The 20182-nt window shown below is 73.4% G+C and carries 11 protein-coding genes; 2 read left to right on the top strand and 9 right to left on the bottom strand.

Going from position 1 to position 20182, the window contains the following annotated elements:
• Positions 1-25: 25 nt before the first annotated feature.
• The 7 genes from AC07DO_RS16505 to AC07DO_RS16535 are packed head-to-tail and all read right to left on the bottom strand — an operon-like array spanning position 26 to position 13155.
• The gene (locus AC07DO_RS16505) at positions 26-1936 is read right to left on the bottom strand and encodes an Hsp70 family protein (protein WP_479060206.1); all 1911 of its coding nucleotides are present in this window, start codon (positions 1934-1936) and stop codon (positions 26-28) included.
• Positions 1933-4074 carry an Hsp70 family protein gene (locus AC07DO_RS16510; protein WP_479060207.1) on the bottom strand — a complete coding sequence of 714 codons (2142 nt, stop codon included), beginning with the start codon at positions 4072-4074 and terminating at the stop codon, positions 1933-1935. Before AC07DO_RS16510 ends, AC07DO_RS16505 begins: the two co-directional genes overlap by 4 nt.
• Entirely contained in the window at positions 4071-4502 is a 432-nt protein-coding gene (locus AC07DO_RS16515) for a nucleotide exchange factor GrpE (RefSeq protein WP_479060208.1), read from the bottom strand. Before AC07DO_RS16515 ends, AC07DO_RS16510 begins: the two co-directional genes overlap by 4 nt.
• Positions 4495-4851 (bottom strand): hypothetical protein, encoded by a 357-nt coding sequence (locus AC07DO_RS16520; RefSeq protein WP_479060209.1) that lies wholly within the window; start codon positions 4849-4851, stop codon positions 4495-4497. Before AC07DO_RS16520 ends, AC07DO_RS16515 begins: the two co-directional genes overlap by 8 nt.
• Positions 4848-10514, bottom strand: coding sequence for a CHAT domain-containing protein (locus AC07DO_RS16525; protein ID WP_479060210.1), 5667 nt, complete (start codon positions 10512-10514; stop codon positions 4848-4850). The genes AC07DO_RS16520 and AC07DO_RS16525 overlap by 4 nt, the downstream gene beginning before the upstream one ends.
• On the bottom strand, positions 10511-12622 hold the full coding sequence (locus AC07DO_RS16530; protein WP_479060212.1) for a tetratricopeptide repeat protein: 2112 nt from the start codon (positions 12620-12622) through the stop codon (positions 10511-10513). Before AC07DO_RS16530 ends, AC07DO_RS16525 begins: the two co-directional genes overlap by 4 nt.
• A gap of 35 nt (positions 12623-12657) precedes the next feature.
• The gene (locus tag AC07DO_RS16535) at positions 12658-13155 is read right to left on the bottom strand and encodes a hypothetical protein (RefSeq protein ID WP_479060214.1); all 498 of its coding nucleotides are present in this window, start codon (positions 13153-13155) and stop codon (positions 12658-12660) included.
• Positions 13156-13386: 231 nt separating this feature from the next.
• On the opposite strand from AC07DO_RS16535, the gene cyc2 reads away from it, so the two are divergent.
• Entirely contained in the window at positions 13387-15609 is a 2223-nt protein-coding gene (gene cyc2 / locus AC07DO_RS16540; RefSeq protein WP_479060216.1) for a germacradienol/geosmin synthase Cyc2, read from the top strand.
• A gap of 59 nt (positions 15610-15668) precedes the next feature.
• Entirely contained in the window at positions 15669-17579 is a 1911-nt protein-coding gene (phsA, locus tag AC07DO_RS16545; RefSeq protein ID WP_479060218.1) for an O-aminophenol oxidase PhsA, read from the top strand.
• Between the two features lie 63 nt (positions 17580-17642).
• On the opposite strand, the gene AC07DO_RS16550 is transcribed toward phsA, so the two are convergent.
• Positions 17643-19229, bottom strand: coding sequence for an IS1182 family transposase (locus tag AC07DO_RS16550; RefSeq protein WP_479060220.1), 1587 nt, complete (start codon positions 19227-19229; stop codon positions 17643-17645).
• A 95-nt stretch (positions 19230-19324) separates the two neighbouring features.
• On the bottom strand, positions 19325-20080 hold the full coding sequence (locus AC07DO_RS16555) for a CTP synthase C-terminal region-related (seleno)protein (RefSeq protein WP_479060222.1): 756 nt from the start codon (positions 20078-20080) through the stop codon (positions 19325-19327).
• Positions 20081-20182 lie beyond the last annotated feature (102 nt).

Raw genomic sequence — 20182 nt, forward strand, 5'->3', positions numbered from 1 at the left:
TTCCCTCCCTGACTTGCGGGACGCTTCACTGGGGCGGTTCGAGTGGCCTCTGTCCGAGGACGTCCCCCCTGCCGCGCCGGTTCCTTCCGCCACGGTTCAATCGCCGCAACAGCGCATCCGCGTCGGCGTGTTCAGGGTCCCACGTGAGGCACTTGCCCAGGGCCTCAATCGCCTCATCCCTCTCCCCGCGCCGGTCCAGCTCGACGGCGTGCCGGAACGTGCGCTCGGCGAGGAGCCCGCGGACCCGGACGTTCGTCGGATCGTGGTTGTACGCACAGTTGAGCCACTGTTCCGCGTCGGCGAAGTGCTCGGGCGCCATGTCCGCCATCGCGGCCGCGCAGTGCACGTCGATCATCGCGTCCAGCATGTCGGCCCCGGCGGGCCGGGTCGCCGCGTCCTGCCAGGCGATGTGCGAGGCCTGTACGGCGTGGTCGTACCGGCCGAGCGAGAGCAGGGCCCGGGCGCGGGAGATCTGCCGCTGCGACGTGTAGTCGAGAACGGGCGCGGGTGCGGGGGCCGGGACCGCCGCGGGGGGAGGCGCATGGCCGGTCGGGGGTTCGGGCGCGGACGGCGACAACCGCTGAGCCGAGACCGGAGCCGGATCCGGCCGCGAAGGCAGGGACCGCGGCCGCGACCCGCGCCGGGTCAGGCCGTCCAGCAGCTCCTGCGCCTCCGCGATGACCCCGCGCAGCACCGCGGCCGCCTCCTCCTCCCGCCCCTCCCGCACGAGCCGCCGCGCCCCCTCCACATCCCGCGCCCCGCCCCCCGGGCCCTCCGCCCCCACCAGCGTCGCCGTGAGCGGAGGCGCGTCGGAGAGGGTGTCCTGGGCGGCGGCGTCCGGTTCCAGCGGCCCCTCCTCCAGGGTCGCGGGGCCCGAGGACGCCGCGCCGCCCGCCAGCCGCACCGCGTGCTTCAGCGCGCCGAGCGCGAGGAGCTCGGGCGGCGCCTGCACGCTCTCCCCGCCGATGAGGGCGGAGACCCGCGAACGCACCTGCTCCATACGGGTGTTGCCGCCGACGAGGAGCAGCGTGTCGACGTCCGTCGGTGTCATCCCCGACTGGTCGAGCAGCGCCCGCGCCCGGTCGAGCGTGCGCCCCACATGACGCTCCATGTACGCGTCCAGGTCGGGCCGCGCGAACCGCACCCACAGCGCGGGCCCGGCCCCCAGCTCCAGGTCGAGCACCGCCGCCTCGGGGCCGCCCGGCACCCCGAGCGCCTCCCGCGCCTCCTGCCCCCGCGCCCGCAGCCCCTGCCACACCGCCGCGTCGATCCCGTGCACCGAGCCCGCGCCACGGTGCCTGCGCAGCAGCCGGACCGCCGACGACAGCGTCTCCGCGTCGAACGCCCGCCCTCCCGACGTCGCCCCGCCCTCGTAGCCGAGCGACCGGAAGTGCCCGCGGACGCTGCGGACCAGGCCGATCTCGAACCCCTCGTACCCCATGCCGTAGACCAGGCACGTGCCGCTGTCCCGCTCCGTCATGTGGCCGATGACCGCCGCCATGGAGTCGCTGACGAGCCGCGTCGGGTCGAGGCCCGCCTCGCGCGCCGCGTCCCGCAGCGCCGCACGCTGGGCCGAGCCGAAGCGCGCGGGCACGCTGATCACGGTCTGCGCCACCCGGCCCCGCGTCGCCGCCTCCACGCGTTCGCGCACCGACCGCAGGAGGCGTACGACGACCCGGTCCGCGTCGACCGGCTTGCCGCCGATGTGCACCGGACGCCCGCTGCCCAGACGGCTCTTGAGGCTCGGGAAGGTCACCGGGAGTTCGCCGGTCTCGGCCTGCTCGCACAGCAGCCACGGCCCGTCGCCCCACTCCGCGTCGAGGCGCCGCCCCGGCCCGTCCGGCGGCGCGTAGAGCGCGCGGATGCCCGTGGCGCCGAAGTCGATGCCGAGGCTGACGGGAGCCGGCGCCCCCCGCGCGGGCCGTGCCTGTGTCATCCGCCCGCCGTCTCTTCCGCGAAGCGGAGGATGCCCTCGTAGTCGGGCCGGTCGGGGAGCGTCGGCACGGCCCGCTCGGACTGGGCGACCGCCACCAGGTTCACGAGGTTGCGCGCCTGCTGGGCGGTGCCGACGCTGTTGCCCTGCCGGTGCGCCTGCTTCACGTACTCGACCGCTTCGTTGATGCGCCGGACCGTCTCCGGCGGCGCGCCCTCCGAGGCCAGCTCGGCCTGCCGGAACTGGCTCGCGAGGCCGCACTGCCGGTACATGTCGTCGAGCAGCAGTTCGGTGAGCCGCTTGTACTCGCCGCTGTCGCCCATCGCGGCCGCCCGCTGAGCCTGCTCGATGTCGCGGCGCACCTTCATCGCCTGCACGGGTTCGATGTACGGCCCGTACCGCTTCAGGAAGCTGTCGGCCTCCCGCTCGGCGTACCCCAGCTGCTCGCGCAGCGCCGCGCTGTCGAGGACCTCGACGGGCTCGGGCGGCGGTGTGCGCGGCTTCTCCCGGTTGGGGGTCGCCTCCAGGACCATGTCCGTGCCGCGCACGGAGATCTTCACCGTGATGATGCGGTCCGCCGAGTAGTTGAAGGAGACGTCGACCTGGCGGTTGATCTCGATCTCCTGCGGCAGCTCGAACTCGACCACGCCCTGCTCGTGGTTCTCGCTCGCGACCTTGCTGTCGCCCTCGTAGACCGGCACGCGGATGCGGCGGCTGTCGGTGGCGTGGAAGGTGCGCTGACGCGGCTCGGAGAGCGGGTAGGGCGAGCCCGCCTCGATGATCTCGACGAACACGTCGCGCTGGCTGCCCTTGATCGCCGCGATGCCCATCGCCATCGGCGTCGACTCGTACAGCCCCGTGTCGCCCTTGGAGCGCCCGTCGGCGAGGCTGCGGCCGCAGTCCGTACAGGCGTCCGCCCCGTACTCGTTGACCTTCGCGCACTCCGGATCCGAGCACTCCACACCGCGCAGCGTCTCGGCGAGCACCCCCGCGCCGAAGGCGACGCACTCCATCGGGTTGATGTTCCTGCGGACCTTGTCGGCGCCGAAGAACGCCTCGACGGCCTCGTACACCGGCCGGGTGAGCGTGCCGCCGCCCACAAGCAGCACGTCGGAGATGTCGTCGACGGAGAGTTCGTAGCGGGCCAGGGACTCCTGGACGAGGTTCATGGTCCGGGCCACCAGCGGCGCGATCATCCCCTGGAACTCGCCGCGCGTCAGCTTCATCTCGACGTCGAGGACGCCGTTCTCGCTGCTGTACGCGGCCGGGATCACGATGTACGTCTCCGGCAGGTCGTTCAGCTCACGCTTGGCGCGCTCGGCGGCCTTCTTCGCCTGGAACAGGAACGCCTTGTCGCCGGCCGGGTCCACGTGGTGCTGCTCGCGCATCCACGTGATGATCCGCTCCACGATCGCCAGGTCGAAGTCGTCCCCGCCCAGCCAGATGTCGCCGGCCGACCGCAGGACCTGGAACTGGCTCCTGCCCTCCTGGTCCTTGACCGCGTTGAGGATCGAGATGTCGAAGGTGCCGCCGCCCAGGTCGTAGACGAGCACGCGGCTGCGGGCACCGCCCGGCTTGTGCAGGCCGAAGGCGACCGCGGCCGCCGTCGGCTCGTCGACGATCTTCTTGACCACGAGCCCCGCCTGCTCGGCGGCCTCGCGCGTGGCGGCCCGCTGGGCGTCGCGGAAGTAGGCGGGCACGGTGATCACGGCGTGCGTCACGGGCTCGCCGAGGACGCGCGAGGCGTCCCTGACCAGCTTGTCCAGGATGACGCTGGAGATCTCCGCCGGGGTGCGGGCCCGCCCGCCGAGCAGCACGTGCGCGCGCGGGTCGTCGTCGGGCCCCGCCACGATCTCGTAGCTCATCCGGTCGTGTGCCTGCACCACCGAGGCGTCCGCGAAGTCCCGCCCCATCAGGCGCTTCACGGAGACGATGGTCTCCTTGGGCTGTCTGATCGCCCAGCTCAGCGCGTCCTCACCGACCAGCGGCTGGTCCTTGCCGTCGCGGCGCATGACCCCGACGACGGACGGCGTGAGCCGCTCGCCCTTGCTGTTGGTGAGCACGGCGATGTCCGCGCGGTGCGGATCGTGGGCGGCCACCGCGCTGTTCGTGGTGCCGAGGTCGATGCCGATGGCCTTCATTCCCGTACCGTCCCTTGTTCCGTGCCGCCGTCGACGGCGACGACCACCCGGGCGGCGCGCAGCACTTGCCCCCGGTATCGATACCCGCGCTGGAGGATCTCAAGGACCTCGTCGCCGTCCGCACCGGGCGGTGCGGCGCGGACGGCCTCGATGTGGTGCGTGCCCGGCTCGGCCCGCTCGCCGACGTGCCCGACCCGTTCGAGCCCCTCCGCCGCGAGGTCCCTCTCCAGCTGCCCGGCGATCAGCGTCAGGCTCCTGCGGTACGTGCCCACGTCGCCGGCCGCGCCGTCGGCGAGGAGCCGGTCGAAGGAGTCGAGGGCGTCGGCGCAGCGCAGCAGCAGCCGCTCCGTGAGCGCGCGGTGGACGGAGTCACGGGCGGCCAGGTCGCGGGCGTGCTCGTACGCGAGCCGGGCGGCCGCGTCAGACATCGAACCGGATCAGGTCGATGAGGTCGTCCGGACGGACCGCGGTGCCGTCCTGCGGCGGGTCCGGTTCCGCGGCGAGCGCGCGGTCGATGTCCTCGACGGCCGGGGGGAGTTCGGCGGCGAGGTCGACGTCGTAGAGCATCAGGTCGACGAGGAGCCTGCGGCGTACGCTGCGCAGCTCGTCCCACGCCTGCTGGGTGACCGGCGTCATCAGATGTTGGGCGAGCAGTTCGAAGGACACGTCCTGCATGTCCTTGTGGGACGTCCAGGGGGTGACGCCGGCCGGGGCGAGCAGCTCGTAGGGGGAGAGCTGCGAGGGGCCTGCCCCGTCCGCGGAAGGGTCCTTGATCACGCGACGCTGCCTCCTGCTTCGTTCTCGTCGTGTTCGTGTTCATCGTGGGTGAGTTCGGCGAGCCAGCGGTTCACCGCGTCGAGCAGGGCCTGTCTGATCCGGCTGTCGGTGGGCTCCGCGCGGGTGGCGCGGATCAGATGGTGCAGCGCCCACAGGATGTCGCCGTCGAGCAGCGCGCGCTCCGCCCGGCGCGTCAAGTCAGCGGCCCAGGAGGCGAGATCGGCCTCGTCGGGCGGCGGCTCACGGCCGTCGCTGCGGATCAGGGCGCCCATGCCCTCGACGCCGAGGTGCCGGGTGAGCAGCTTCTCCATCTCGTCGAGCGCCTCGGCGAGCGTCTCGCGGTACCGGTGCGTCAGCGCCTGGCCCAGGCCCACGTCGAGGAGGCCGAGCGCGTCGTGGAGCAGCTTCAGGCGCGCCGGGACCTCGTACGTCCGCTCGTCGAGGGTGAACACGAAGGCGCGGGCGAGGTTGTCGCGGGCGTGGCTCGACTCCGGATTGAGGGCGAGGGCCCGGCGCAGGTCGGTCTCCGCGCCGTACATGTCGGAACGCATGCCGTGCTTGGTGCGGGTGTAGCCGCGCCACACGCCGCGCATGGAGAGCAACGCCGAGAGCTTCGCGTTGAGTTGGCTGAGCAGCTCGCGGTCGAGCGGGTGCAGCGCGGTGATCACGGACTCGACGAGCGTCACGGCCTCGTCGAGGCAGCCGCCGAGCTGCACGCCCTCCTCGTCGGAGAGCGCCTCGACACGGCCGAGGACGGTACGGATGACGGCCTTCTTGGAGCGGGCCTGCATCCCGGCGTTCCGGGACACCTTCACCAGCTCGCCCCAGTGGGCCAGGGCCTCGTCGAGTCCGCCGTCGCCGCGCGTCAGGGCCGTCCTGGCGAGGGCGAGACGGACCTGCACGGCGAGCTCGACGCCGTCCTGGAGGAGCCGGGCGTGGCGCCTCGGGAGGCGTACGTACGCGGGGTTGCGCCGCAGGAAGTCCTGGCAGGGCGAGCACGTCCGGGTGTGTGCCGCCTGCTCGGCGGGCCCGGCGCAGTCGTCCGGCAGCGTGGTCAGGGTGGGGAAGACCGGCAGCGCGCGAAGGGCGGCCTCGAACTTCCGCACCTCGGAGAGGGCGAAGCCGCGCGCCAACTCCGAGAACGCCCAACGCAGTTCCCGTACGGCGTACTCGCCCGGGTCCTTGCCCTGCTGGGCGGCGGCGTCGAGCGTGGCGGCGAGCTCGGCGAGCGGCTCCTGCAGGCACAGCAGCCGCAGATAGCGGGGCCCGCACGCGAGCGTGCCGCCCGAGCCCGGCACGGAGGGCAGCCCGCCCACGTCCTTCAGGACGCGGGCGCCACCGAGCTCGGATTCGAGCAGAGCGGCCAACGCCTGGTAGGCCGCCGCCTGTTGGGGGCGGTCCTGTTCGGTGTGGCGCTGTTCGTACGCCGACAGCTGCCCGAAGAGGTGCTGGCTGAGCTCCCAGCGCAGCGACGCCATGTCGTCGTGCGTCAGGTCGCGTTCGTAGGCCGCCGCGCGTTCGGCCCGCCAGCCGTCCCAGTACTCGTCGTCGCTGAGCAGCGTCGCCCAGTACGCGAGTGCCGACTCCCAGGCGTGCACCGCGTGTTCCCACGCGCCGCTCTGCTCCAGCTCCTGCGCCTGCCACAGCCGTGCCACGGCGAGACCGTGCACCACCGCCATGTCGCCGGGCGCCTCCTTCAGGCGCCGCTCCCACTCCGCGGCGGCGGCTTCCCGGTCCCGCGCCAGGAGCAGCAGCAGCGGGGCGTCCTGCGGGGAACGCGCGCACAGGGCGTCCAAGAGCCCGGGGCCCTCGTCCGGCGAGAGCGCGGAGAGGGCGTCGCGCAGGGCGGCGGGGGAGTGCCAGCGGTAGAGCAGCGCGTCCAGCTGGAGGCGCCGCCCCGGCAGCCGCATCCGTTCCAGGGCGACGCGCTCGTGCCAGGACAGGGTGCCGCGTTCGAGGAGGGCGTACGAGGCGTTCTTGACGACGTCCATGGAGGCGCCGGGGTCCACGCCGGCGTCGCGCAGAGCGAGGTAGGGGAACGCCTGGTCCCGCACGGCGAAGGGGTCGGCGACCAGCGGGGCGCCGGTCAGCCCGTCCGCCCAGGGGAGCAGCCCGATGAGCCGCCGCAGCCTGCGGCACCGCACGTCGGCCCGGTCGAGCACGCCGCCCGCCTTCTCGTACGCGGCGACGGCGGCGCTCCACCTCCCCGCCGCCTCCAGCAACCTGCCCTCCGCGTACGCGAGATGGGCGTCGGCGTCCCGGTGGCCCGTGCACTGCCGGAACGCGTCGGCGGCGCGCTGCCACTCCTGGTGGGCGTCGGCGAGGCGGCCGCGGGCGTACGCGGCGACGGCGGGCGCGTCGCGGTGCGCCCCGAGCGCGTCGGCCTCGGCGGCCACGCAGGCCCAGTCCCCCTCGGCCTCGGCGGCCCGCACGCGCGCGTACCGCCCACGCGCGGCGACGTCCAGCCCCGGCACGTCTTCCTGCTCCAGCGCGTCGTAGGCCTCGACGACGAGCCGCCAGTCCTCGCCGGTGTCAGCGGCACCCTCGGCGAGCCGGGCCCGTGCGTAGCGCAGCCGGACACCGACGTCGGCCCACGCGTCGTCCTCGCTCTCGATCAGCCGATAGACGTCGGCGGCTTCCTGCCACTGCTCACGCTGCTCGTGGGTGCGGGCGAGGGCGTAGCGGTAGAGGGAGACGGCTTCGGAGCCGGAGCCCGGCGCGGGGGCGGGCGACGGCGGGGCGCCCCCGGGGAACGCCCGGCCGTGGATCGCGCAGGCCGCGGCCCAGTCGCCGTTCTCCTCCGCGCGTCGGCCCTCGGCCTTGCGGCGGAGCGCGGCCACCGCGCCCTCGCGCGCCGCGTCCGGTACGCCGGTGAGGAGGCTGAGGACCGCCGCCCAGTCGCCGCGGCGGTCGGCGGCGACGCGTGCGCGCGCGTAGAGGCGCCGGACGCCGACCTCACCGTCCGCGTAGCCGTCGGGCAGGCGGCCGAACCCGTCGATGACGCCGTCCCACTCCTCCCGCACGTCGGCGGCGCGCCCTCGCGCGTACAGCACCCGGTCGGCCACGTCCCCGAGCCCGCCCGGCAACCCGGCGAACGACGCGAGCGCGTCGTCCCACAGCCCCCGCGCCTCACAGAGACGCCCCTGGGCATACGCGCACAGGTCACCGGCGTCGCCGGGGACACCCTCACCGCCGCCGCTCCCGCCCCCCGCACACTCCCCGAACGCCTCCGCGGCCGACGCCCAGTCGCCCGCCGCTGCCGCCAGGCGGCCCTCGGCGTAGCGCCTGAGCAGGTGCGTGGCGCGGAAGTCGGGCGGGAACGGGGACAGGTGGGTGAGCACGGTCGGCCAGTCGCCGGCGTCCGTCGCCGTCAGGGCCGCCTCGTACACCCCGCGGCGCAGGTCGCTCAGCCACGGTTCCGTGTCCCAGCCCTGTGCGGCCGCCGAGGACAGGTCCGTCAGCGCTTCGGCGTGGCGGCCCGCTTCCGCCGCGCCGCGGCCCCGCGCGAACAGGAGGCGTACCGCGCTGTCCAGGAAGCCGTCCGCCGCCGCGTACGCCTCCGTCGCCGCGCTCCACGCGCCCGCCGCGTCCGCGGCACGGCCGGCGCAGTACACCTGCCAGGTACGGCAGTCGGGCCCGGCCTGCGCGAAGGCGTCCCGCGCCGACGCCCACCCCCCGTCCTCCGCCGCCGCGCGCCCCCGCGCGTACGCCCCTCGCGCCGCCGCGTCGTCGAGACCCGGGCACGCCGCGTACGCCGCCTCGGCCGCGGGCCAGTCCTCCCGGGCCTCGGCGGCCCGGCCGGCCACGTACGAGGACCACGCGAGGGCCGTGCCGTGGCCGGGACGGAGCGCGAGGACCGCGGCGTAGCCGTCGGCCGCAGCGCTCCAGTCGCCCGACACCCGCGCCCGCTCCGCCGCTGCGCAGAGGCGCGCCACATGCAGCTCGTCGCGCGCCGCCGCGAGCCGTTCCGTGACGTCCCGCAGCCCGCCGGGGCGCACGGCGAGCACCTCCTCGTAGCGGGCGATGGCCGTGACCCAGTCCGCCCCCGCCTCCGCCGCGCGCGCCTCGTCGACGAGCGAGACGAGCCTGCGCAGCCCGGCGACCTCCGCCGCGAGCGCGCCGGGCAGCGGGCCCGGCAGCAGCTCGCGCACCACGTCGAGCTGCGTCTCCGTGCCCGCCGCGTCCCGCTCCCCGGCGAGGAGCGTGCACAGTTTCTCCAGCTCGGGCCAGGCCAGCTCGAACGCCGCCTCGGCCCGCATCCGGCGCCGCTCGTCGGCGTAACTCTGCGTCGGCGTCCGCAGAATGCGCTGCACCTGCGCCCAGTTCCCCAGGTCGCGCTGGAAGCGTGCCGCGCCGATCAGCGCCGCGGAGCCGACGTGGCCGACGGGGCTCTGGAAGGTCCGCAGCGCGTCCTCGCCCTCGCGCAGCGGATCCGCCACGGCCGAGCCACCCGCTCCGAACTCGTCGTCCCGCACCTCGCGCGCCTTGAACAGCCAGCCCTGCCTGCACCCCTCGTGCAGGAACAGCGCGGGCGTCGCCCACTCCACCGCCGTGTGGTCCGGCAGGTGCGAGATCCGCACCCGCGCGGCGGCCACGGCCTCGTCGACGGTCTTGTTCGCCGCGATGCCCTTGAGGAGCTCGGGCCCGAACGCGCCCGCCGACACATCGCTCACCCGTCCCCGCATCGCCACCACCGCGGGCACACCCCCGCCGATCAGCGCCTGCGCGAGCCCGGAGAACGGCTCCAGGTGTGACGTATCCGCTCCCGCACAGAGGTTGAGGGCGACGAACCTGAGCCGCTGCGCCTTCAGGAGGATCGCGGCGAGCAGGTCCGCCGGTACGCGGTCGATGCCCCCGCTCTCCGTCTCCAGGGCCACCACGCCCTTGCCGATCTCCGCGTCGTACGCCCCGTGCGCGATCACCAGGACAGCCGTGGGCAGTTCGGAGTGGACGCCGAGCGCGTCCTCCAGGCTCGCCCGCGTCGCCCGCTCCACCACCACCGTCTGCACGGCCACTTCGGGCAGGTCGTTGCGGATCGCGGCGACCTCCGGGGCGGTCCGCAGCGGCTGCAGCCCGCGGGGCGACGCGCACACCACCAGGAGCCGGATGACGCTCGGCTCGTCGGCCGGTTCGGGCAGCCGCTGCCCCAGGGGCCCGCCCGCGAGCGAACGGGCCAGCGAATAGCCGTGGTTGAGGGCGAGCGACTGCTGCGGGCTGCCGGGCGGCGCGCAGAGCGACTCCAGGGGGAGGTCGCGCAGCTCGGGCGGCAGGTCGAAGCGGAGCCGCAGCCCGCGCGCGGGACGCATCCCCTGGGCGCGGTCGAGCGCGGTGTCCACGCACGCCCCGACGCGCCCGCCGACCGCGTCCTCACCGGACTCGTCCGTGCTCTCGCCCTCAGCCCGCGCCGCGTCCCCGAACAGCAGCCGGAAGACGCCGCGCCCGAGCGCCCGCAGCTGCGCCACGGTGTGCTGGTCGCCCATCGGCACGTACCCGAGCTCCGCCGCGATCAGCCGGTCCCACTGTTCCCGGAACGCCTCGGGTTCCCCGTCGACCGCCATCACCTCGGCCGCGCACGCGGGCCCGCCGGCGGTCACCAGGTAGCGGGATCCGCCGACGCGGCGGACCCGGATGCGCAGTTCCTCGTAACCGAGCACGGGCGTCACTGCTCGCTCTCGTCGGGCTGCCACATGACGTGGTCGAGGTCCGCGACGGCGGCTACCCGCAGCTCCTCCAGGTCGGGGTCGTCCGGGAAGTGCGCCAGTGCGGCGGTGAGTTGGTCGACCGCCTCGCGCAGGGTGGCTCGCGCGCCCGACAGGCTGCCGGAGCTCCAGCGGGCCGCGGCGAGCCCGCGCAGCACGATGCCGAGGCTGACCTGCGTCCGCAGCAGATGCGGGTTGAACGCCACGGAGCGGCGCAGGTCGGCCGCGGGCCGGTCGAGCAGCGCCTCCGCGTCGTTGGCCGCGGAGATCCCGCGGTCGGCGAGCACGCGTGCCAACTGCCCTTCGAGGCGGCCCCGTTCGTTCGCGCCGATCACCGAACGTGTCGCGTCGAGCGTGGCCACGGCGAGGCTCAGCCGCCCGTCGCGGTGCGCCGCCCGCGCCGCGCCGAGCGCCATGTCGACGATGGCGGTCTGCGTCTCGCGGTACCGGTCGATCTCCCTGCTGTGCACCAGGGCCCGGCGCCAGTACGCGGCCGCCGCGCCGAAGTCGGGCCGCGCGGAGGTCATTTCGGACCGGCCCATGCTGAGCCGTGCCTCGAGGGCGAGGCCGCGCGCGTCGAGGGAGAGGCGGAGGTGTTTGTCCGGGACCCCGGCGTATCCGGGGTTCAGCTCGTCGAAGCGCCCGCACGCCGGTTCGCAGACGGCCGCGGCCCCCGGCCCGCCGCGCGCCCGGCAGCCGGGGCAGCGCAGCTCGGAGAGGGCGGCGAGCGCGTCGGCCGCCTTGTCCTGCCCCAGGAGGAGCCGTGCGAAGCCGAGTTCGGAGAAGGCGTAGGTGAGGGAGGTGTACGCGGCTGGGGTCGCGGCCGAGGAGGGTGGTTCCGCAGAGGCGGTGTACGCGGAGGACTGGGCCCGCGCGTCGGCGAACGCCCTCTCCCACGCTGCCGCGAACGCGCCGAACTCCGCCGATCTGCCGAGCTCCGCGATGCGCAGCGGCCCGCAGAACAGAGGCGGCCCCCCGGCCACCGTCGACGGGAAGCCGCCGACGGCCGCGAGCAGTTTCGCCGCGTCGGCCTCGCGTTGGAGCAGGGGTCCGAGCGCGACACGGGTGCCCGCGTCGTCGGGCATGTGCCGTTCGAGCGCCTCACGCAGTCCGGCGCGCAGCGCGGGCACGAGGTCGGGCTCGACGGTGACGCCGTACCGCCGGGCGGCGGAGGCCAGGACGTGCGCCCAGAACGCGGTGTCGTGCAGCAGCGCGGCCCATGCGGCGACGCACCGCTCCCACCGCGAACCAGCGTCGCCCTCACCCGAGTTGAGGAGCCCCACCGCGAGCGTGTGGGTGACCCGGTGGTCGGCCGGGTCGTCCCGGCCGGCGTCGTCCAACAGCGCCGCGGCGGCGGTCCGGCGCCCACCGCGCACCAGAGCCACGGCGTACAGCGGGGAGGAGGGCCAGGGCCCCGGGGCGAGACCCCGCGCGGCGGCGAGCAGCTCCCCGGCCCGCCGCCAGCCCCCGTCGCCCCCCTCTCCGAAGCCCCCGTGCGGGGCGAGAGGGGCGAGCGCGGCGAGGGCCGCCCTGCGCAGCCGCAGCGCCACCTCGCGCGCGGATCGGCCGGAGAGCACGGCGAACAGCCAGCGGGCCTCGTCGTCCAGGGGGCCGGCCAGCGCCGCGGCCCGCAGGTCGACGAGGGCGGCGTCCGCGTTGCCCGCGCGGGCGTGCACGTAGGCGCGCTGGACGAGGCTGCGGCCGTGTGGAACCGCGCAGGCGAGGGAGGCGGTGAGGTGGCGCTCCGCCGCCGCGAGGTCGCCGCGGTGCGCGGCGGCGCAGCCCAGCCAGTGCAACGGGCCGGCCGCCGAGGGACGCAGCGTGTGTGCCCGCTCGAACTCGGCCTCGGCGCCCTCGCTCTCCCCACGGGCGAGCCGCACCCGCCCGACTCCGGTCCATGCCCGCGCGGCGACGCGCGCGTCCCCCTCCCCGGCATCCGCGTCCGCGAGCCGCAGCGCTTGGGCGAAGCACTTCTCGGCGGCGGTGGCGTCACCGCGTTCCAGTGCCGATTCGCCGTCGGCACACGCCTGTTCGGCCTGGGAAAGGTCCGCTTTCGTGGTCTGCGTCGTCACAGTTCGGCCCCCGATTCCGGTCCGTGGCGGCCGGGTCAGCCGGTGGCCTCGTCGAGGAGCGAACGCCAGCGGCCCCGGTCGCGGTCGTAGTGCAGCGGCCCCACCGCGAACTCCGTGAGGTCGAGCGCGGTGAGCCGCTCGTACGCCTCGGCGGGGAGGTCGGGCTCCAGCACGATGTCGAGGCCGGTGGACGCGTCCTGGAGCACGATCGGCCGCGCCGCACCCTCCGCACGCGCCCCGGGCGGGGCGGCGGGGGCCTGCGACGCGGGGCGCGCGGTCCGTCGTACGACACCCTTGAACGCGTCGTACGCGTCCTTGACGGCCTCCGCCCCGAGGCCGGTGAGGAACGCCTGGAGCGGCAGCGCGGCGAGGACGATCCACTGGATGTCGGCGGCGCCGCGGTGGTCGACGGTGTGCCGGACGCGGACCGGCGGGGCGCCGAGTCCTTCGAAGGCGGCGACCAGCTCGCGGCGCAGTTCTTCGGGGACCTCGCGGTCCAGGAGCAACTCCGCTCGCAGCGGCGCATCGGTCATGGACGTGCTTCCTTCCGAGGGCGTCGTCGGCAGCCTAGAGGCGTGAACGGTGCGCACGCGGGGAAACCCGTGATTCGCGGGCGGGGAACCTGTGGCGCGTCCGGAGGAGCCGGGCCGGCCCTTCGCATGTCCTCTCCCCTTTTGAGGGCGAAACGATGTCGGTTCACGCGATGGTGCGATCATGCGGTGCCGCACGGATGCCGACCGGCAACCCCGGGTAGGGCCGGGCACATGACGCAGCCGTTCGAACTGCCGCACTTCTACATGCCGTACGCCGCGAGGCTCAATCCGCACCTGGAGGAGGCCCGCGCGCACTCCACGCGCTGGGCGCGGGACATGGGCATGCTGGAGGGCAGCGGTGTCTGGGAGCAGAGTGACCTCGACGCGCACGACTACGGCCTGTTGTGCGCGTACACCCACCCCGACTGCGACGGCCCGGCGCTGTCGCTGATCACCGACTGGTACGTGTGGGTGTTCTTCTTCGACGACCACTTCCTGGACATGTACAAACGCACTCAGGACACGTCGGCGGGCAAGGCGCACCTCGAACGCCTGCCTCTCTTCATGCCCATGGACCCGTCGGCCGCCGTGCCCGAGCCGCGGAACCCGGTCGAGGCGGGGCTCGCCGATCTGTGGGCGCGCACCGTGCCCGCGATGTCCAAGGACTGGCGCCGCCGCTTCGCCGAATCGACGGAACACCTGCTCAACGAGTCGATGTGGGAGCTCTCCAACATCAACGAAGGGCGGATCGCGAACCCCGTCGAGTACATCGAGATGCGCCGCAAGGTCGGCGGCGCACCCTGGTCGGCGGGCCTCATCGAGTACGCGACGGCGGAGGTGCCCGCGTCCGTCGCGGGGACGAGGCCGCTGCGCGTGCTCATGGAGACGTTCGCCGACGCCGTCCACCTGCGGAACGACCTCTTCTCGTACCAGCGCGAGGTCCAGGACGAGGGCGAGCTCAGCAACGGAGTGCTCGTTCTGGAGACCTTCTTCGACTGCACCACCCAGGAGGCGGCCGACACCGTCAACGACGTGTTGACCTCGCGCCTGCACCAGTTCGAGCACACGGCGGTCACCGAAGTGCCCGCCGTCGCTGTGGAGAAAGGTCTCGCCCCGCCCGAGGTGGCGGCCGTCGCCGCGTACACGAAGGGACTTCAGGACTGGCAGTCGGGCGGCCACGAGTGGCATCTGCGCTCCAGCCGGTACATGAACGAAGGCGTGACCGTCGGCTCACCGCTCGCCGGTCCCACCGGCCTCGGGACGTCGGGGACGGGCATCGCCTCGCTGCTCTCCGCCGCGGGGGCGGAACGGACGCGGTCCTTCACGCATGTGCCCTTCCAGAAGGTGGGCCCTTCCCGCATCCCCGACCTGTACATGCCGTTCCCGCTGCGGCTCAACCCCGGCCTCGACACCGCGCGGCGGCGCATCACCGAGTGGGCGCACGAGATGGGCATCCTGAAGGAGGGCGTCTGGGACGAGGACAAGCTCGACGCGTACGACCTGCCGCTGTGCGCCGCGGGACTCGACCCGGACGGTGCGCAGGACGCCCTCGACCTGAGCTCGCAGTGGCTGGCCTGGGGTACGTACGGCGACGACTACTACCCCCTCGTCTTCGGCCGCCGCCGCGACCTCGCCGCCGCGAAGTTCTGCACCGAACGGCTCTCCGCCTGCATGACTCTCGTGGGGGAGCCCGTTCCGGTGCCCGGGAACGCCATGGAGCGCGGTCTCATCGACCTGTGGGCGCGCACGACCCGCGACATGACCGACCGGCAGCGCAGGACGGTGCGGGACTCCGTGGACGTCATGACGGAGAGCTGGGTGTGGGAGGTCTTCAACCAACTGCACCACCGCGTCCCCGACCCGGTCGACTACCTGGAGATGCGCCGCGCCACGTTCGGCGCCGACCTCACCATGAACCTGTGCCGCATGGGCCACGGACCGTCCGTACCGCCCGCGATCTACCGCAGCGGGCCCGTCCGCTCCCTGGAGAACGCCGCCGTCGACTACGCGATGCTCGTGAACGACATCTTCTCGTACCAGAAGGAGATCGAGTACGAGGGCGAGTTCCACAACGGCATCCTCGTCGTGCAGAACTTCTTCGGCTGCGACTACCCGTCGGCGCTGCGCGTCGTCCACGACCTGACGACCCAGCGACTGCGACAGTTCGAACACGTCTCCTCCCACGAATTCCCGCCGCTGTACGACGACTTCGCCCTCGCGCGCGAGGGTCGCGCGGCCATGGACGGCTACGTCGCCGACCTGAAGAACTGGATGGCGGGCATCCTCAACTGGCACCACGGCTGCCGGCGCTACGGCGCACAGGACCTGGCCGGGCGCGCGCACGGCTTCCTGCCCGACCGTGCGCCCCGCGGCGCGCCGACAAGCCCCCTTCGGATGGTTTCATCCGGAATGGAGGATTCGTGGAACTTCGGTGGGGCGCCGGGAGTCTTCTGAAGTGAAGGCGGCCGTCGACCGGCCGCGACAACGGGGGATGGACACGGGGGTGTTCGATCTTGACCGACATCATTGAGCGCAGCACGGAAGAGCCGACGGGCGACGTGGCGGAAGCGGCGGGGAGGCATCGGCTTCCCGTCGACGGTGAACTGGCGCCGTTCGTGACGCCGTTGACCGTCCCGCCCGTCCTGCGGCCCGACTCCGCCGACGTGCTGGAGGAGACCGAGATCGCGTTGCGGCCGACGTGGGTGCGCCTGCACCCGCAGCTCCCGCCGACCCTGATGTGGGGGTATGACGGCTCGGTGCCGGGCCCCACCATCGAGGTGCGGCGCGGGCAGCGGATCCGCATCGCCTGGACCAACCGCATACCGCAGGGCGAGTATCCCGTCACGGCCGTGGAGGCACCGCGCGGCGACCCGCAGAAGGACCCGCCGCCCACCACCCGGCCGGGCCGCGGAGGCATCGAGCCGAACAAGGATGTGGCGGCGCTGCCCGCCTGGTCCGTGACGCACCTGCACGGCGCGCAGACGGGCGGCGGCAACGACGGCTGGGCGGACAACGCCGTGGGGTACGGAGACGCCCAGCTCTCCGAGTACCCGAACGACCACCAGGCGGTGCAGTGGTGGTATCACGACCACGCCATGAACATCACGCGCTGGAACGTGATGGCGGGCCTGTACGGCACGTACCTGGTCCGGGACGACGAGGAGGACGCGCTGCGACTGCCGTGCGGCGAGCGGGAGATCCCCCTGCTCATCGCCGACAGGAACCTGGACACGGACGAGGGCGACGGCCGGCTGAACGGCCGCCTCCTGCACAAGACCACCATCGTCGACCCGAAGAACGACGAGACGGGAAAGCCCGTCTCCCTGCCCTTCTCGGGTCCTTACACGACGGTCAACGGCCGCATCTGGCCGTACGCCGACGTGGACGCGGCCTGGTACCGCTTCCGCCTGGTCAACGCGTCGAACGCGCGCATCTACGACCTGGTTCTCGTCGACGAGGACAACAACCCCGTGCGGGGCGTCCTCCAGCAGATCGGCAGCGACGGCGGGCTCCTGCCGCGCCCCGTGCCGGTCGACTTCGAAGGAGCGCTGCCCACGCTCACCGTCGCCCCGGCCGAGCGCATGGACCTGCTCATCGACTTCCGGGGGCTCGCCGGACAGCGGCTGCGACTCGTCAACAAGGGACGGGGGCAGGCGCCCGGCGTGCCCGACGTGGCGAACGACGTGCCCTACCCGCAGGTCATGGAGTTCCGCGTGGGCGAGTGCGCCGAGCCGGACACCTTCGAACTGCCGGAGATCCTCTCCGGCTCGTTCCGCCCGCTCACGCACGACATCGCGCACGGCCACCGGCTGATCGTGCTGACCCCGCCCGCCACCAAGGGAGGCGGCGGCCACCCGGAGATCTGGGAGATGGCCGAGGTCGAGAAGCCCGGTGACATCCAGGTGCCGACCGAGGGGATCATCCAGCTGCGCGGGGACGACGGCAAGGTCAAGACGTACCGGAGGATCGCCCGCACGTTCAACGACGGCCTCGGCATCACCATCGCCGAGGGCAGCCACGAACAGTGGACGTTCCTGAACCTCGCCGCGAACCCGCCGGTGCTCCACCCGATGCACATCCACCTGGCGGACTTCCAGCTCCTCGGCAGGGACGCCTGCGACGTGTCGGGCTTTGACGTCAGCATCGGCGGCACGCTCGCGCCCATCGCCGTCGACCCCCAGCGGCCCGTCCCGCTGGCCCCGAACGAGCGCGGCTGGAAGGACGTCTTCCGGGTGCCCGGCGGGCAGCTGCTCCGCGTGATGGGCAAGTTCGACGGGGCGTACGGCCGCTTCATGTACCACTGCCACTTCCTGGAGCACGAGGACATGGGCATGATGCGGCCCTTCGTGGTGATGCCCAAGGAGGCCCTGAAGTTCGACCACGGCGCGGGGCACGGGGGTGGTCACGGGGGCCACGCCGTCTAGAAGTGTGCTGAAGATGTTGCCTGGCCAGCGGGCGTTTTCGGGGGCGCGTGGCCGCCCCTGCCGCTAGGGGGTGGCAGGGGTGATGGTCCAGGTGCCTGCTGTGTGGGTGAGTCCGAGGTTGATCAGTCGGCGGAGGTTGAGGGCGGCGGCCCGGGTGTGGAGCCAGGTGTCGTTCTTGAGGGTGCCGTGGTAACGCAGTCGCCGGTTTCCGTGGGCGACGAGCCAGGCGACGCCGCGTTCGACGGGTGGCCTCCAACGCCGGTAGGTGGCCTGCCAGTTGGGGTCAGTGGCGGCCTGGCGGCGGGCGGCGGCCTGCTGGTCGTGGTGCGGGCGGATGGTCAAGATCCGGCCCAGCTTGTTCCTCGTGCACCGCTCCCGCAGCGGGCAGTGGGTGCACAACGTCCCGAAGAAGGCTTTGCGCTGGAGATACTGTCCGGCCTGGTCGCCGAGCGGGGTGGTGTGGCCGGCCGGGCATGTCACCGTCCCGGCAGCGGTGTCGATGTGGAAGTCGTCCAGGGTGAACCCGCCGGGGACGGCGGGCTTGAGCGGGGCGGGTTTGCAAAAGATCTGGTGTCCGGCTGTGGTCAGGGCAGCCCGGTAGGTGTGGCCGGAGTAGGCGGTGTCCCCGAAGACATCAAGTGGCCCGCTCTCACCGGCCAGCAGGTCCAGTGCAACCATTCCCTCGGTGTGGTCGGTGCCGCTGCCCGGATGGAGGGCGACGGCAGTGAACAGCCCGGTTTCCGGCTCCAGGGCGAGGTGTCCCTTGAAGCCGTCGGTCCGTTGGCGGGTGGTCTTGTGGATGTGCCTCGCCTCGGGGTCAACGGTGGAGATGACGCGGCCGGGGGCGATGCGGCGGGCGATGCGCCAGCGGCCGTCGCTGCCATCGGAGTCCTCAGGCGGCTCGACGTCCTGGCCGGCGACGAGGGCCAGGATGCCGACCGCGTTCGCGGCCTTCTCGCCCAGGTTCTGTTCGGGCAGGTGGGCCAGGACCTGGAGGGCGTCGGTGACCAGGGCGTCGACGAGTTCGGCCCGTGCCTTCTCGTCGTCCCAGGCGATCTTCGGTTTGCCGGGGCCGGCGAGGTAGTCGTGCCCGGTGCACCGGGCCTTCACGGTCTCGGTGCCACCCGGGACCTCGCGGGCGACCCGGCGGATCGCGGAGATGAGCTGGGTGACGGTGTCCTGGGTGGCCACCGCGTCCTGGAAGACGGTGGAATCCAGGGCCCGCCGGCGGTGGCCGCGCAGGATCCCGGTGGCCTCGACGACCTGCCGCACGGCGGTGAACACGCGGTGCGGGTCGCGTGAGTGCTGCAGCCGGCGCCGGAAATAGGTCAGCAGCGAGGAGTCGAACCCGCCGGCCAGCAGGCCGAGTCCGCACGCGGCCTTCCACCGCAGGTCACAGCGGAGTTCCTGGACGGCCTCCGCATCCGACAGGCCGTTCAGGACCTGCAGCACCACCACGGTGGACAGCACCTGCGGCGGATAGCTCGGGCGCCCGTTGGGCGAGGGATACATGTCCGCGAACATCCCGGCCGGGAACAACACGTCCCGGTGCTCGGCCAGGAACGCGAACACACTCCGCTTAGGGATCAACTCCCGGCAGGTTTTCCACACATCAGGCCCGATCGGCCCTCCGGCCCACTCACCCTGCATACCCACCAGACTGACCCCGGACCGCATGATCCAGGACCAGAACAGCCGAACATTTTCAGTGATCTTCCAGGGCCTGTGCCGGCGGCCGGTGAGGGTCAGGCGGCCACGCCCGCGTGCCGGACGGCGGCTCGTGCCAGGGCCCGCACGATCGGGTGCGGACGCGAGCCGTCGCCGGCCAGCTCCGGCTGGAAGAGGGAGGCCAGGAAGAAGGGGTGGCCGGGGAGTTCGGCCATCCGTACCTGGCCGTCCTCGTCCTCGCCGGAGAAGCGCAGGCCGTGCGCGCGCAGCGTGTCGAGGTGGGCGGTGGGGCCGTACGAGCAGTGGTAGCGCTCGATCGACTTGCGGGCGCCCACGACGGACTCGGCGAGCGAGCCCTCCGTGATGGTCACCGTGCCCTCGTGGCCGACCAGCGAGCAGGCCAGCGGGGTGAGGAGCAGGTCGTCGGCGTCGGGGTCGTTCTCCGCGTGCGCGACGTCGGTCAGGCCGCACACGTTCCGCGCGTACTCCAGGAGCGTGTGCTGGAAGCCGCCGCACGTACCGAGGAAGGGCACGCCGCCCTCGCGCGCCGTGCGGATCGCGGCGAGCGCGCCGGCCTCGCTGCGGTAGGGGCTGCCCGGAACCACCCACACGGCGTCGAAACCGCGCACGGCGTCCGGCTCCACGGCGTCCTCGGTCGGGATCCAGTACGCGTCGAGGACGAGGCGGTCCTGGGCGGCGAGGGCCTCCAGGAGGAGCGGGATCCGGGTGTGGGAGGTGATGTTCGGGGAGCGGTCGCCGACGAGGGCGAGGCGGGCGGCGCGGTGGGTGGGGGCGTTCACGGGGGCGGAAGCACGAGGCGTGGCTGTGGTCATGCGACCCATCCTGGGCGGGCCCTGAGTTCACGTCCAACGACGAAATCTGCACGCTGCATAAGCATCCCTGATGCGGGCGAGGCCTGATGCGGGAGAGGCTCC

It is taken from the genome of Streptomyces sp. NPDC045678, from assembly GCF_056432085.1.